13 protein-coding genes and 1 pseudogene are annotated in these 13960 nt (G+C 46.0%); 2 read left to right on the top strand and 12 right to left on the bottom strand.

The genetic code is table 11. The features are described from left to right. Nucleotides 1-129: 129 nt before the first annotated feature. The 3 genes from SDEN_RS07770 to fabB all read right to left on the bottom strand — a co-directional run bounded on the left by SDEN_RS07770 (nt 130) and on the right by fabB (nt 3662). Nucleotides 130-1146, bottom strand: a complete 1017-nt coding sequence (locus SDEN_RS07770) for an aspartate-semialdehyde dehydrogenase (protein WP_011495927.1) — start codon at nt 1144-1146, stop codon at nt 130-132. A 2-nt stretch (nt 1147-1148) separates the two neighbouring features. Then, nucleotides 1149-2285 (bottom strand): 4-phosphoerythronate dehydrogenase, encoded by a 1137-nt coding sequence (locus SDEN_RS07765; RefSeq protein ID WP_011495926.1) that lies wholly within the window; start codon nt 2283-2285, stop codon nt 1149-1151. 165 nt (nt 2286-2450) lie between these two features. Further along, nucleotides 2451-3662 (bottom strand): beta-ketoacyl-ACP synthase I, encoded by a 1212-nt coding sequence (gene fabB, locus SDEN_RS07760; protein ID WP_011495925.1) that lies wholly within the window; start codon nt 3660-3662, stop codon nt 2451-2453. A gap of 136 nt (nt 3663-3798) precedes the next feature. On the opposite strand from fabB, the gene mnmC reads away from it, so the two are divergent. Further along, on the top strand, nt 3799-6063 hold the full coding sequence (gene mnmC / locus SDEN_RS07755; RefSeq protein WP_011495924.1) for an FAD-dependent 5-carboxymethylaminomethyl-2-thiouridine(34) oxidoreductase MnmC: 2265 nt from the start codon (nt 3799-3801) through the stop codon (nt 6061-6063). Nucleotides 6064-6224: 161 nt separating this feature from the next. On the opposite strand, the gene nhaA is transcribed toward mnmC, so the two are convergent. The 5 genes from nhaA to SDEN_RS07735 form a co-directional block, all read right to left on the bottom strand. After that, the gene (nhaA, locus tag SDEN_RS07750; protein WP_041406146.1) at nt 6225-7562 is read right to left on the bottom strand and encodes a Na+/H+ antiporter NhaA; all 1338 of its coding nucleotides are present in this window, start codon (nt 7560-7562) and stop codon (nt 6225-6227) included. Nucleotide 7563: 1 nt separating this feature from the next. Beyond that, complete coding sequence (locus SDEN_RS20520) at nt 7564-7719, bottom strand: hypothetical protein (RefSeq protein ID WP_157599844.1); 156 nt, start codon at nt 7717-7719, stop codon at nt 7564-7566. 293 nt (nt 7720-8012) lie between these two features. Continuing rightward, nucleotides 8013-8564, bottom strand: coding sequence for a hypothetical protein (locus SDEN_RS07745; RefSeq protein ID WP_041406145.1), 552 nt, complete (start codon nt 8562-8564; stop codon nt 8013-8015). Between the two features lie 13 nt (nt 8565-8577). After that, nucleotides 8578-8991, bottom strand: a complete 414-nt coding sequence (locus SDEN_RS07740) for a GFA family protein (protein ID WP_011495921.1) — start codon at nt 8989-8991, stop codon at nt 8578-8580. 119 nt (nt 8992-9110) lie between these two features. Next, entirely contained in the window at nt 9111-9542 is a 432-nt protein-coding gene (locus SDEN_RS07735; RefSeq protein ID WP_011495920.1) for a DUF2000 domain-containing protein, read from the bottom strand. A gap of 198 nt (nt 9543-9740) precedes the next feature. Between SDEN_RS07735 and SDEN_RS07725 the strand changes: the two genes are divergently transcribed. Further along, nucleotides 9741-11296 (top strand): IS3-like element ISSde10 family transposase gene (locus SDEN_RS07725; protein WP_086022102.1). Its coding sequence is split into 2 segments (ribosomal slippage): nt 9741-10194 and nt 10194-11296, totalling 1557 coding nucleotides; the frame shifts between segments, so codons are not numbered across the junction. A gap of 275 nt (nt 11297-11571) precedes the next feature. On the opposite strand, the gene SDEN_RS20515 is transcribed toward SDEN_RS07725, so the two are convergent. The 4 genes and pseudogenes from SDEN_RS20515 to SDEN_RS07710 all read right to left on the bottom strand — a co-directional run bounded on the left by SDEN_RS20515 (nt 11572) and on the right by SDEN_RS07710 (nt 13927). Next, a complete protein-coding gene (locus SDEN_RS20515) occupies nt 11572-11709 on the bottom strand; it encodes a hypothetical protein (RefSeq protein WP_157599843.1) in 138 nt (45 codons plus the stop codon). A gap of 342 nt (nt 11710-12051) precedes the next feature. Continuing rightward, a complete protein-coding gene (locus SDEN_RS07715; RefSeq protein WP_011495917.1) occupies nt 12052-12522 on the bottom strand; it encodes a GNAT family N-acetyltransferase in 471 nt (156 codons plus the stop codon). A gap of 109 nt (nt 12523-12631) precedes the next feature. Further along, nucleotides 12632-12703 (bottom strand): annotated as a pseudogene (locus SDEN_RS21025) (hypothetical protein); the annotation flags it as partial. Nucleotides 12704-12724: 21 nt separating this feature from the next. After that, on the bottom strand, nt 12725-13927 hold the full coding sequence (locus SDEN_RS07710; RefSeq protein ID WP_011495916.1) for an IS4-like element ISSde1 family transposase: 1203 nt from the start codon (nt 13925-13927) through the stop codon (nt 12725-12727). Nucleotides 13928-13960: the final 33 nt, after the last annotated feature.

Raw genomic sequence — 13960 nt, 5'->3', positions numbered from 1 at the left:
ATGATTGCAACTAGACTATAAACCAGAATCCCTTGCCAAGCTACTGCTGCCAATTGTAAAACAAAAAAAGCCTGCTGACAGCAGGCTTTAGAGCTAAATGGCTAAAATCATTAAAAGATTAATACTGATTTAGTAGTAATCTCTGATTAATATTTCAGCTATTTGTACGCTATTTAATGCCGCACCCTTACGAATGTTATCGGCCGTAACCCATAAATTTATACCATTGCTATGGGAAATATCTTTACGCACTCGGCCAACATAGACAGGATCGTTACCCGCAGCCTCTGTCACAGCCGTTGGATAATCCTCGTCAGTGTCGAATAGTACTACCCCAGGTGCATCACGAAGTACGGCTTTAATCTCTTCAGCATCAACGGCTTGACGAGTTTCAATATTGATGGCTTCTGAATGTCCATAAAAGACTGGCACTCGAACGGCTGTCGCATTAACCAGGATTTCATCATCGCCAAAAATCTTTTGCGTTTCCCACACCATCTTCATTTCTTCTTTGGTGTAGCCGTTTTCCATAAACTTGTCGATTTGTGGTAAGGCATTGAAAGCAATCTGTTTTGGATAAACTTTATTTTCGGCGGGTAAGCCTTGAAGTAATTTAGCGCACTGCTGGGCCAGTTCTTCAATGGCCTGCTTACCTGTGCCAGAAACTGATTGATAGGTCGCCACATTGATACGGCTAATGCCAAAGGCATCATAAATAGGCTTGAGTGCTACCAGCATCTGAATGGTTGAACAATTTGGATTGGCTATGATGTTACGGTTGCGAAAATCTGCAATAGCATGAGGATTCACCTCTGGGATAACTAAGGGCACATCTATGTCATAGCGAAAATGTGAGGTGTTATCGATAACCACACAACCGAACTCTGCGGCAATAGGGGCCCACTTGGCAGACACATCACCACCAGCAGAGAAGAAACCTAGCTGTGCTTGGCTCCAATCGAAGGTCTCAACATCCAGTATGGTCACTTGTTTACCATGAAAACTCACGGTTTCACCGGCACTGCGGCTACTGGCCAAAGGGTACAAATTCGCTATTGGGAAATTACGCTCTTCGAGAATTTCTATCATGGTTTGACCCACTGCGCCCGATGCACCCAACACTACTACATTAAATTCTTGCGCCATAATTAACGTCCAACTCCTGAAAACCCTAGTTTTGTGAGCCAATTTACCTCACAACCGCCGCTAGATGCTAGGGTCAATGCACTAAATTCGCGTCTATGGGTATGATTTTTTCTCAATTGGTCAAAACCATTCGTTTTATCGAACGCTTGTCTGAAATTTTTATCATCATCTCGAAGATCGTACACTAGCCTTGCAAGGCTTAGCAGTTGCCCTTGGGTCAGCTCAGTTTGGCTAGCTAAACCCAATTGGTTCACAAAGTGACTGGGCAATAGTGATTGCAAAGACGCCTTAACAGGCAAATTTAAACTCGTGGCCAACGCCTGATACAGCATAAAAGTGCCTCTGGCCTTACCCTCTAAGCTGTAACCGGCAATGTGCGGGGTAGCAAACTCAGTTAAGGGCACAAGTTCTGCCATAGGATGAGGCTCACCCTGCCACACATCGAGCACCAGCTTTATATCATCACGGCGCCGCTTAAATTCAATTAATGCGCGATTATCTATCACCTCACCACGACAGCAGTTAAACAGCCAGGTATTGGGCGTTAATGACTCGAGGCGGGCTTCATCAAATAAATACCAGGTTTTATAGGGCCCATTGTCACTCAATGGCACATGCAGACTGATGATATCGGCTTGTTGAATGAGCTCATCCAGGCCAACAAGGGGGAAATAGAGCATGTCTTGGGTTTTAAATGGATCGCAAACCAACACCTTATTACCAAAGGCGGCAAAACACTTGGCCGCGGCCATGCCAGTATTCCCCGCGCCGACTATGCCAATGACCTTGTCTTTAAGGTTAACCTGTTCCCGTTGCGCCAACTCCAAGGCGGCAATAAAGGCGTATTCACCCACACCTGTGGCGTTGCAACCTGGGGCATTGGCAAAGGGGATCCCTCGATGCTTAAGGTATGCTTGGTCGATATGATCTGTGCCTATGGTGGCGCTGCCAACAAACTTAAGAGACTGGCAGTCTTGCAACAAGGTTTGATTGACCTTAGTCACAGAGCGGACCAAGAGCACATCGGCATCCTTTAAATCTTTGGCGCTTAAGCTGCGGCCATTGACTCTGACCACGTCCCCAAGCCCGCCAAATAAGGCTTCAACGAAAGGCATATTCTCATCGGCAACTATTTTCATCTGACTTCCCCCATCAATTTGCCAGCATTGTACACCAATAACTTAACCTCAACTCGGGTTAAGAGATGAATAAATGGCATAAAAAAAGCCAAGCACACTAGGCGCTTGGCTTTTTATTACGGCATGTTTCCCAGTGTCAGGGCATACCAGTGGGACTATATATGCTTACTTATATTTACGCATCACTAGTGTGGCGTTAGTGCCACCAAAACCGAAGCTGTTACTCATTACTGTGGTTAATTCCGCGGCGCGCATTTGTTGCACCACAGGAATGCCAGCTGCTTTCTCATCTAAGTTATCAATATTGATACTGGGGGCGATAAAGCTATTTTCCATCATTAACAAGCTGTAAATGGCTTCGTGCACACCGGCTGCGCCTAAGGCGTGGCCAGTCAAAGACTTAGTGGACGCCACTGGCGGTACCTTGTCTTTAAACACTTGAGTCAAGGCTTCAAGTTCGCGCACATCACCCACAGGCGTAGAGGTCCCATGGGTATTGATATAATCAATAGGGGTATCCACATCGGCTAGGGCCATCTGCATACAACGTACAGCACCTTCACCGGATGGGGCAACCATGTCATAGCCGTCTGATGATGCGCCATAACCTATGATTTCTGCATAGATTTTTGCACCGCGAGCTAAGGCATGCTCAAGCTCTTCAACTACCACGATACCGCCGCCGCCAGAAATGACGAAACCATCACGGTCTGAATCATAGGTGCGTGACGCTTTCTCTGGGGTGTCATTGTATTTGGTCGACAAGGCGCCCATGGCATCAAAACCCATGGTCAATGTCCAATCCACTTCTTCAGCGCCACCGGCAAACACCATGTCTTGCTTACCCATCTGGATAAGTTCAGCCGCATGGCCGATACAGTGAGCAGAGGTTGCACAAGCTGAACTGATTGAGTAGTTCACGCCTTTGATTTTAAATGGGGTCGCAAGACATGCGCTAGCCGTGCTAGACATAATGCGCGGCACAATATAAGGCCCGACGCGTTTTACGCCCTTTTCGCGAAGTGTATCGGCAGACTCCACCTGATTCTTCGATGAAGCGCCGCCAGAACCTACCACTAAACCCACTCTGAAATCTGAATACTGTTCTTCAGTTAAGTTGGCATCTTCGATGGCTTCTTTCATGGCGATGTAGGCATAAGCCGCTGCATCACCCATGAAGCGTAAGGCTTTTCTATCGATATGTTCAGCTGGGTTTAATTTGATATCACCCCAGACATGACTGCGTAATTTCATTTCTTCAAATTGAGCAGAATGAGTAATACCACTGCGGCCAGCTTTGAGCGACTCAGTCACTTCTTGCTTGTTATTACCTATGCTTGAAACTACACCCATTCCGGTGATCACGACTCTTTTCATTGTTTGCTATCCATTCCGTACATGTCAGTACCTAATTTTGCTGCGGCAATCATATCCGCTTTGGCGCAATTAAGTGGTCAGCTTTCCATAAACACAGGTAAAATAGTGCCAATATATGGACTTTGAGTAAACTATTTTGCCTTCTTGTTATGAACATTCAGCCCAATCGCCCCGTCCGCTGTCGGTATTGGCCGAGTACTTCCCTAAGGGTTACTCTGTTTTTTATAAAGCCAATACAGAGACTTGCCCTGAGGCTAACCAGTATAGCAAGGCTTTAGTGGATTTTTATACTCAAGAATTAAATCAAGCTGAAGACACTAACCTCACCTTAGGTCAAATGGGTCTAGGGGATGGCGTATCCCTGCTCTTGTTATGGCAAAGTTTGCTCCAATGCCGTAAAAATAACCCTGAACTATCTAGATTAAAGGTTCATCTATTGATATTCGAGCCACATGCCATTAGCGCCTTGGAGCTTAAGCAATTATGGCAAGCCTTAGGTTTATTTGACGCAAACTCCCCTGTTGCCCCTCAAGCCGAGCAATTTATTGCGGGGAAAATGGCACAGATCAATGGCGCTCAGCGGTTCATCTTAGAGCAAGGTCAGCTGCGCATCGATGTGCATTTTGGCGATCTGCATTCAAACTTAACGGAACTCATGACCCCAGAGCACAGAGTGACTCACTGGCACTGCCTGCCCCATATTGCCCATACTCAAACCGAGTTTGCCGAGACGCAAGCTAGTCAGCTTCAATTTAACCAAGTGCAGTCTAATGCTAATCAATTAAATCAAGCCATTTTGTGGCAGATGGGCCGCTTAAGCCAAGATAACGCCAGCTTGTATCTTGATGGCGAAAATTTTAAGCCATCGGCTAGTGATAATAACGCCTTAACTGACTGCACGCTTATCAAGATGGCGACACAGGCAGGTTTTTCACGTTATTCACCCAATCTCTTTCAGGCATCATCAGATAGCTGTAATGCCATCCCCCTTGGGGAGCGCCGCGCCCTGCGTCAACAACAAGAAAATCGGCAGGCTCACTGCCCTGTGCCCAATTCCCTGGGGGAGCGCCGCCAAGCGGTTAACAACTCAGACAGTATCGCCATTATTGGTGGCGGTATTGCCGGGGCATGCCTCGCCCTGTCCCTTGCCGAGCGCGGTAAAGCCGTGACTCTCTATTGCAAAGACGACAAGCTTGGCGATGGCGCCACTGGTAACCGTCAAGGGGCGATTTATCCGCTACTGACCCCAGAAAATAGCCATTTAAGTCAATTTTTTCAACAAGCGTTTCTGTTTAGTCGCCGCCGCTTATTAGCCCTGTTACATGAAGTCTACCCTATTGGCCATCAGCTCTGCGGTGTGTTGCAAACGGGTTTTGATGAGCGCAGTGAAGCTCGGCTTGAAAAAATCATTCAAGGTCAACACTGGCCTGAGGAAATTGCTTATGCCGTCAGCCCAGAACAAGCCAGTGCACTGGCAGGTGTCAGCATAGATAAACCAGGATTCTACTACCCTAACGGCGGCTGGATCTGCCCGTTCGAGTTCGCCCGTGCTTGCCTTGAAAAGGCCAAATCCTTAGCCAATGTCGAGGTGAAGTTAAACAGCACTATCAGTTGCATCAAGCCGCTAGCCGCAAACGTTGACTCAAAGGACGCGAGTGGATGCACTTCACAAGCCTCTGGCACGCTATGGGGCTTATATCATCAAGGTGAGATTGTGGGTTCGCATCAACAAGTCGTGCTGGCAAGTGGCGCCAGCATTACCGCCTTTGAGCAGACCCAAGCATTACAAATGAGCGGTTTTCGCGGCCAGGTGAGTCATGTCCCCAGCAAAGGCGAACTGGCTAAGCTCAATACCGTTATTTGCGCCAATGGCTACTTAACCCCTGCATTTAACTCAACTCACTGCGTCGGCGCCAGTTATGTTAAAGATCCTGAGCATCTGGACTTCTGCTCCGATGAACAGGCAGAAAACGGCCAAAAAATGCAGCAAAGTTTTCCAAACCTTGAGTGGCCACAGGATATCGATGTCTCTGACAGGAATGCCAGAGTGGGCGTACGCATGGTCACTCGCGATCATTTTCCCATGATGGGCTGCGCCCCGGATATTGAAGAAATCATCAGTCGCTATCAAACCCTGAATGCTAGCCCACAGGCGAGCCAAAACAATTACGCTAAGCAATGTCAGCAGTACTGGCAACAGACTCCCGCACCGGTACACCACAACTTATTTGTCTTGGGAGGCTTGGGCTCACGGGGCTTAAGTTCAGCCCCCCTTGCGGCCGAGTGTTTAGCGGCGCAATTATGTGGTGAGATTGCCCCTATTAGTGCTACCACCTTAGCGCTGCTCAACCCTAATCGTATGTGGATGAGAAAGCTGCTAAAAGGTAAGGCATTGTGTTAGGTGAGGCACTGTGATAGGTAAGGCATTGTGATAGGTGAGGCACTGAAATCGATAAGGCTCTGAGATCGGTGAGGCACTGTGAGTTAAAAACCTTGGCAGGCATTTTCAAAAAACGGCAACAATCAAGACTGGCGATAGGCAAGCCTAGTGTCATATTGACCCTAGGCTTTTGTTGACACAAATCGAAGGTAAAGTAGGCCAAGAATAGCAGTCAAGACTGAGGCTAGCAGAATCGAGGTTTTAGCAACATGCAATGCGGTATCTTGATCGCCAAACCCTAACGTGGCGATGAAGGTCGACATGGTAAAACCAATTCCCGCGATGAGTGATGCGCCAATCACATGATTCAAATCAACTTTATCGGGTAAGCAGCCAATATTAAATTTAAGTGCAAACCAGCAAGCGCCTGATATCCCGATTAATTTCCCCAAGATGAGGCCTGAAATAATCCCTAAGCCCACGGGATGCTGCACGCTCTCGATAAATGAGCTTAAATTGATGACGACACCCGCATTGGCAAGCGCAAATAAAGGTAAGATAAACAGCACCACAGGCAAGTCCAGTGCATCTTCCCAACGGCGCAAAGGCGTGCTGGCTCGCTCTGCAAAGTCCCGCACCTTCAGCACTTGTTCATGATGGCCCTTGTTGCCGAGTACATCCATGTTTTTTGATTTATTCTGAATTGCACTGATTATTGATTTAGCTTTTTCTAACCATTTGCCTGACGCCAACTTAGGTTGTGCTGGGATAGTCAAGGCTATGGTAACTCCAGCAACTGTGGGATGAACCCCAGATTTGAGCATGGCCCACCAAGCTGCGACGCCAATGATAAAATAGAACAGTGGTTGGCGAACCCCTGCATAATTAGCCACGCCTAAAAAGCCAATGAGCGCGCATGCACTTAATAGGTGCATGAGAGAGATTTCCTGAGTGTAAAATATCGCGATAACCAATATAGCGCCAACATCGTCAACGATGGCGAGGCCGACAATAAACGCCACTAGGCTCGAAGGAATGTGTTTTCTCACCATGGTAAGGACACCCAATGCAAATGCTGTGTCTGTGGCCATGGGAATGCCCCAACCAATCTGCGAATCGAGTGACCAATTAAACCCAGAGTAAATCAGCGCTGGGCACACCATTCCACCCATAGCGCAAATAATTAGCATACGCCGATTTTTCGCTTGAGCTAGCTCACCGGCAATCACTTCTCGTTTTATTTCAAGCCCGAGCAAGAAGAAAAATATCACCATTAACCCATCATTGATGATGTGCTTAAGGGAGGCCTTCAACTCAAAATCGCCTATAAAGAATCCCAGCTGAGTGTGGATTAATGCTTGATAGCTTTGCGCATAATCAGAGTTGGCCCACCAGAGGGCGATAATGGTCGCAAACAGCAGAAACAAACTCGACGTTGTTTGGGCACGTATAAAATTAGAAACAGGGTGATGGATATTCTCCAGCCCTCGCTGCAACACATTTTTAGTCTCTTTAGTCATCTTATTGCTCTGCATAAGCCATTAAGATACTGCTACCAGGGCAATCATTCCAAGGGATAACAAACATTTCTCCTATCAAGTGTGGCGTGTCATTTCTGCTAGTCATTCGCTGATAAGCCTTGGCATTATTATAAGATGTGTCGTAACAATTGTTCATTACATCGCCTTATACACGGGTTTTACTTTACTAAGCAGGTGCCCAACTTAGCGAGTGCCGATACCAGTGACAAAGCGTCACTACAGGGCGTAAGTAGAGGGCAAGGATCTCGATTGAGCAAACAAGTCAGCTAGAAGGCTACTGACCCTAGTCGTTAGTTAGGACTATCATTAGGACTATATAGTATAAGCTTGGCAGCATTACTATTTTTGTGCCTGAATAATTACCACAGATTGCCGCTAGCCTTCGTCATTGTCCTTGTTGAGCATTCGCCTACAGTAAAAAAATGCGGCCTAGACTCTGAGTTTTGCCACCTTAGCGCCGACGCTCACCTTGCCCGGCTGGACGACTTTTGCATTTACCCCACGCAGATTAAGGGATTTGCCTATTCCAGAGTTAACGAACATGGCAGCTTCTTTACCAAAACGTTCAATAAATTTTTTACAGCCTAAGTGAGGTTCTGCGGTGATCTCAATGACCGCAGTGCCAATGGACAGCTGAGTGCCTGGGGGAAGATTTTCTGGGCTCAAATCTAAATCTACAAAAAATTGATCTCCCGCTAATTGCCAGCGTGACTTTGTCTTAGCAATTAACCCAATCACGCGAGCGTTCATTAAATTAAGCTGCATGTCTGGATGGGCTAAACCTTCAGGGGTTTTCCTGTTGCCTCTGGCTTGCCAATTATCTCCCACTAAACCCAGCTCGAGATCCAGTGTGGCTTCAGTTAACACTTGTCTCTTTCCAATATCGGGGCGACAAACTATGTGTTCCACCTGGCCAACCTCTGTTGGCGAGGCTTTAATCAAATCGAGTCCATTGTGTAATGCTGCTTTTGATACAAACATAGACATTTAGCTCCTATTTCGACTCGCTATCTGCAGTATGATTAACACCGTCATAGGTCGGTACATTGGGTATTTTTAATGGATTAATACCTGCCAAACAAGCCACATTTATGCCGTATTGACTGGGATTGGAGCGGCGTTGATGGTGAGTGTAAATGCCGCAATGACGGCAGAAGTAATGCTTGGCGGTGCGGGTATTAAACTGATACAAGCTCAATTCTTGTTCACCTTGGATAAATGTAATGTCATTCAATGACACAGATGCAGCAATAGCGCCGCGCCTTCGGCACAAGGAACAATCGCAGCGACGTACATCCATCAGCCCCTTAGGCAGAGAAATCGTCATAACAACGGCGCCGCAATGGCAATTTGAGCGGTGCTCAGCTTGAATCGCCACCCCATCCACTTGGGTTAGATTTATCGACATATTTACTCCACGTCTTGTGACCAAAAGCTCGCTACAGACGAAACATAGCTCAGGTAGTCCCTTAAGCTGGACTTGTTAGTAGGTAGCAATTATGATTTTTCAAATCACTAACTAAGAAGCTAATTATATAAGCTGAACTTCTTAGTGAATTCACTTAACACACTTGTGTCACCGAACACACAGATCCCCAAATAGGTTAACTCTGCTTCAGGTGTTGCGGCTGTCGTTTCTAGCTGAATACTAGAGCCACCCTCGATCATGGTATGAGTGAAATCGGTGAACTTGATGCCCCTAGACACAGCGTCTTCTCTCACTTTTCTAATTTTGTTCGAGTTATCAGCCTTTAATACAATGAAGGGATAATGAGATAAATTAGGATGTAACTCACCATCCATATCGAGGTAATCCACATAATGGGCTTCCCCCGCGGGCAACAAATCTGCTAAGCCAACACTTATATGCCCAAGGACATTTAAGGTGCGACCGCTGTCCATTTTTTTATTCAAAATAGCAATGAAGCGTTTTTCAGTTTCATCCGGTAAATCTTTCATCAGGCTTCCTTGTTGATGATGCCGTTTAAGACATAAATTAGGTCATCCGTTATTAAACAATAACATAAGGCAATTTTAGTTTGTGTGCAAGCAAGGTTAAGTGACTTGTGCGCTGCTGGGCGCCCCCTGTGTCAGGATAGTTGTCACCCCTTAAAAATCACTATTGTATAAAGACAGGGGGCGGTAACAGAGAACGATATGGCTCGGTATTCACAAGAACGTAAGGACTCGATCCTTAAAAAGTTATTACCCCCGCACAATTTAACCGTTGCAGAGGTTGCACGAGAAGAAGGCATGGCAGTGCAAACCTTGTATCATTGGCGAGATAATGCCAGAAAAGAAGGTCGTCCAGTGCCAGGTAAAACATTAACAACCGATGATTGGTCAGCAGAAGCCAAGCTTGCCGTCATTATCGAAACTGCACCGATGTCAGAAGCTGAAGTGAGTCAATACTGCCGAGAAAAAGGCTTGTTCCGCGAACAAGTTCAGCAGTGGAAACTCGATTGTTTGGCTGGTTTTCAAACCAGTGAAGTGCAAGCTAAAACGATTAAACAACAGGCTAAAGCCGACAAAGCAGAAATCAAATCCCTGAAGCATGAATTACGCTACAAGGAGAAGGCGCTAGCTGAAGCTGCTGCTTTACTGGTGCTCATAAAAAAGCTCAATGCGCTCTGGGAGGGCGACAACGAGGAGAGTTAACGTCCTTACCTGAGCGCACAAAATTAATGATATTAATACAAGAAGCTTATGCCAATGGTGCGCGCCTTTACAAGGCTTGTATTGAAGCTGAGCTCAGTAAGCGTACCTATCGACGTTGGTATCGAGCGGGTGTGGTGCAGGCTGATTTAAGGCCAACAGCGTTTCGGCCAGAGCCCGCCAACAAGCTAAAAGAGCATGAACGAGAGCAGATATTAGCGGTATGCAATGAGCCTGAATATGCCAGCTTACCTCCCTCACAAATAGTGCCAACACTATTGGATAAGGGGATTTATATTGCATCAGAGGCCAGTTTCTACAGGGTATTAGATGCCAATGACCAGCTTAACCATAGAGGTCGCAGCCAAGTTGCAGTTAACCGCAGTAAGCCACTTAGTTACACGGCCGATGGCCCAAACCAAGTGTGGTCCTGGGACATCACGTATCTGGCCTCAGTAGTTAAAGGTCAGTTTTACTACCTGTACATGTTTGAGGATATTTACAGCCGAAAAATCGTCGGTTATGAAGTCCATGAACAAGAATGTGGCGAGCGTGCCGCTGAGCTAATCCAACGCAGCATGCTACGGGAACAATGCTTTAAAAAGCCACTGGTGTTGCACTCTGACAATGGTGCGCCAATGAAGTCTCTGACGATGAAGGCCAAGCTTGAAGAGCTGGGTGTTACCGCTTCACTGAGCCGGCCTAGAGTGAGTAACGACAACCCCTATTCAGAGTCATTATTTAAGACCTTAAAATACCGTCCGCAATGGCCAAAATCAGGTTTTAGCAGTTTAGCCGCAGCAAGGGAATGGGTTGAGAAGTTTGTGAAGTGGTACAACGATGAGCATAAACATAGCAAGCTTAACTTTGTCTCACCAGGGCAACGTCATGCGTTGCAAGATAGCGCTATCTTAGACAAGCGAAAGAAAGTTCTCGAAGCGGCTAAGGCAAGAAACCCCAAGCGTTGGTCCAAGGACGTTAGAAATTGTGAGGCGGTTGGCCCAGTAATGCTAAACCCAGATAAGGCACCCGCAGACGATGTAATAAATGCAGCTTAATATTTAAGCAAAGAGTGACAACTACCTTGAAAAACACCGGGCGGATGAAACTGACGGGTTAGGCAGGCGTTAACTGCACACGCTTGATGCAAACCACTCATTGTTAACCTGATATTTAGTGAATTGTTTAGCCCAATAGGGTTTGTTAGGCTCAAAATCAGTTAAATCGATTGAGCAACCAGCAAAGACAAAACCACTTGCGAAGATCACAAACGAAACTTCCATTTTATGGTTTTCTTGTCTTAGCATAGAGACACGTTTTGAGGGAATACTCTTTAACAATCTAAAGTAAGTTCGTTCTTGTGAAATAAGGTTAATATCTCGGCTTTAGTCGGCGGTGGCGTTTCAGGCTCTGGCGAACAAGCGGCTAAAAACAACAGCCACAGCATAATCATCATTTTTATCAACTGCATGCCTAACTTCCTAGAATTCGCGCCGCTTCTGGGCGCTACTCTTGCAGGGATTGCTGTTTAAATCATTACCTCGGCCTAAGGTCTTCGATAATCTGCGCATCCACCCACATTATATCGATATCAGCTAGGGATCATCCAAAGTTGAGGCAACAACTCTAACAAAATAAAACTCACTCATATTGGGGAATGTAAGTAACCATCAATATCGAGGTGAACGACATATTTTGCTTCACCCGCGAGTAATACATAATTCCCATCAAATTCACAGTAAGACACTGACTTTAAGCTCTGATTCTTGAGTTCAAATGTAAGATACGTAGGAGTCAACCATCCCCAAATAAGTTAACTTGGATGTTGAGTCATGTTTAGACTCATAAAGCAGCTATTGGGATCTGGCTGGTAATCAGCAAAAGGGCCGCAATCAATAAACCCCTGCTTTTGATACAATCGCCTCGCTGGCGCAAAGAAATCCATTGAACCTGTTTCTAAGTACAGGGTGTCGTATTGTCTCGATTGTGCCACTTCAAGCACATGAGCTAATAATTTAGAGGCGACCCCACGGTTTCTCACCTCTGCTGCGGTGCGCATGGATTTAATTTCCCCACTTCTTTCATCCAATTCTTTAAGCGCCACGCAGCCAAGCACTTTATCGCCTTCTCTTGCACACCAAAAGGTTATCGAGTCATGTTTTAATGCGCCAATATCGAGTGCATGTACACTGTCAGCGGGGGATGTCGCGTACATATCAGCTAGATGTTCAGTTAATAACTGTATTACGGCATCATCTTTCAATTTATCGAGTGTTATTTCCATCTTGTGTCATATTCTTATGCTTTATTATTGCTCAGCGTATTGACGAGCAAGTTAACAATAAGGACTTGATGTACAAGCCCATGGAGTTAGCGACTTAATCTCTTTTCTATTAATCTAGATAAGAGCAGCAATAGTCGACAACAGTACTGGCTTTCACTCGAAACCTAGCATTTGCGGGGACTTCAAAGCCTGGCGGATCCCCTCATAATTTAGGTCTGCCAGCGGTATGAACCAGTTTGATATATTCGTTTAATGCCCAGTAAATTATCGATGCTTTTAGTGTGTATTTTGGCCTTCGCCGCACTTCTTTTCCTAATCTTACAACGGATAATACAGCGCGATATTTGATGCTGTTAGCTTGGAAATCCTTCTGCCAGCCAAGATGCCTCGCGGCTATGCCTATACACCACAACAGTATTTCTGCCAGCATAGCGATAAGCAACAATACATCATATCGCTTTGGACACCGACTGCGACTTTGCCTCAATCCCATGCCATATTGTGGGCTTTTTAAATCCCGAAAGGTTTCTTCAATTTGCATGCGTTTAGCATATAGCTCAACCACTTTTGCTGGATTGAAGTATTCAGGCGGTAAGTTGGTCGCCAGCAGCCACGGCTCCTTACTGCCTAAGCGATAACTCTTTTGTGCGGTGTGGTTTCGGCCCGTTTTTGAAGAGCGCTTATCTTTACGTAATTTGGACTTAGCCTTAAATAGATGTAAATGGCAGCTTAGCGGTGATTTACGTGCAAGCTGAACATTACCTATGTATTTAGCGGTTGAGTTTGCTTTTGAGTAGAGTGATTTATTTGAATGCCAAGTGGTTTGCCCGTGGTGCATAAAGCTTACATCGCCTCGCACTCTGCCAAGCCAGAACCAGCCATAGCGCTCAACTTCCCTAAACCAGGTATTGCGATAGCCTGCATCGGTGACAATCAGAGGACAACAACCTTGAGGTAAAACGTTGGCAAGTTCAGCGAGAAAAGCATTATGGCTGCGAGGTGCGTTGTAGTCCTCAAACAAGAAAGTCCGTTCATACAGAGTCACAGAGCGACCTTGAACGCTGATGGATGCGCGTAGCGTCATTATTCGAAGCTGTTCACGGACATCAGACCAATCGACGAGAATAATAGGCATAGGGTTTGCGCCACAAAGATAGCGAGCATGCCACTGATATATTGTTATTTTATCTTGAGCTAAGTGATAATTACCTAAGAGTCGGTCAATACGTTTAATGTTGTGTTTAGCTGCCACGGAGCCCGTAATATTACGACCAAGCTGAGTAAGTGATAGTTGATTACCATCGAGGAGTGACTCAGTGGCAACCATCAGAGAATTAAGTCGTTTTTGGTGTATTTGAGGGCATTGTTTTTTGATTAAATCGTGTAAGATATGGATATCACGCATGGTGTTAGATCTAGTAGGTTTTTGGCGAAATTG

Source organism: Shewanella denitrificans OS217, assembly GCF_000013765.1.
In the GTDB taxonomy this organism is placed as follows: domain Bacteria; phylum Pseudomonadota; class Gammaproteobacteria; order Enterobacterales; family Shewanellaceae; genus Shewanella; species Shewanella denitrificans.
Note: the sequence above shows the minus strand (reverse complement) of the source record. Positions and strands in the feature narration are given on the sequence as shown.

Bases quoted from the DNA above. Each gene is read 5' to 3' on its own strand.
- SDEN_RS07765 (WP_011495926.1), bottom strand. From the start codon at position 2,285: ATGAAAATAGTTGCCGATGAGAATATGCCTTTCGTTGAAGCCTTATTT.
- SDEN_RS07740 (WP_011495921.1), bottom strand. From the start codon at position 8,991: ATGTCGATAAATCTAACCCAAGTGGATGGGGTGGCGATTCAAGCTGAG.
- SDEN_RS07715 (WP_011495917.1), bottom strand. From the start codon at position 12,522: ATGGAAATAACACTCGATAAATTGAAAGATGATGCCGTAATACAGTTA.
- SDEN_RS07735 (WP_011495920.1), bottom strand. From the start codon at position 9,542: ATGAAAGATTTACCGGATGAAACTGAAAAACGCTTCATTGCTATTTTG.
- fabB (WP_011495925.1), bottom strand. From the start codon at position 3,662: ATGAAAAGAGTCGTGATCACCGGAATGGGTGTAGTTTCAAGCATAGGT.
- nhaA (WP_041406146.1), bottom strand. From the start codon at position 7,562: ATGACTAAAGAGACTAAAAATGTGTTGCAGCGAGGGCTGGAGAATATC.
- SDEN_RS07710 (WP_011495916.1), bottom strand. From the start codon at position 13,927: ATGCGTGATATCCATATCTTACACGATTTAATCAAAAAACAATGCCCT.
- SDEN_RS07745 (WP_041406145.1), bottom strand. From the start codon at position 8,564: ATGTTTGTATCAAAAGCAGCATTACACAATGGACTCGATTTGATTAAA.
- SDEN_RS07770 (WP_011495927.1), bottom strand. From the start codon at position 1,146: ATGGCGCAAGAATTTAATGTAGTAGTGTTGGGTGCATCGGGCGCAGTG.
- SDEN_RS20515 (WP_157599843.1), bottom strand. From the start codon at position 11,709: ATGCAGTTGATAAAAATGATGATTATGCTGTGGCTGTTGTTTTTAGCC.
- SDEN_RS20520 (WP_157599844.1), bottom strand. From the start codon at position 7,719: ATGAACAATTGTTACGACACATCTTATAATAATGCCAAGGCTTATCAG.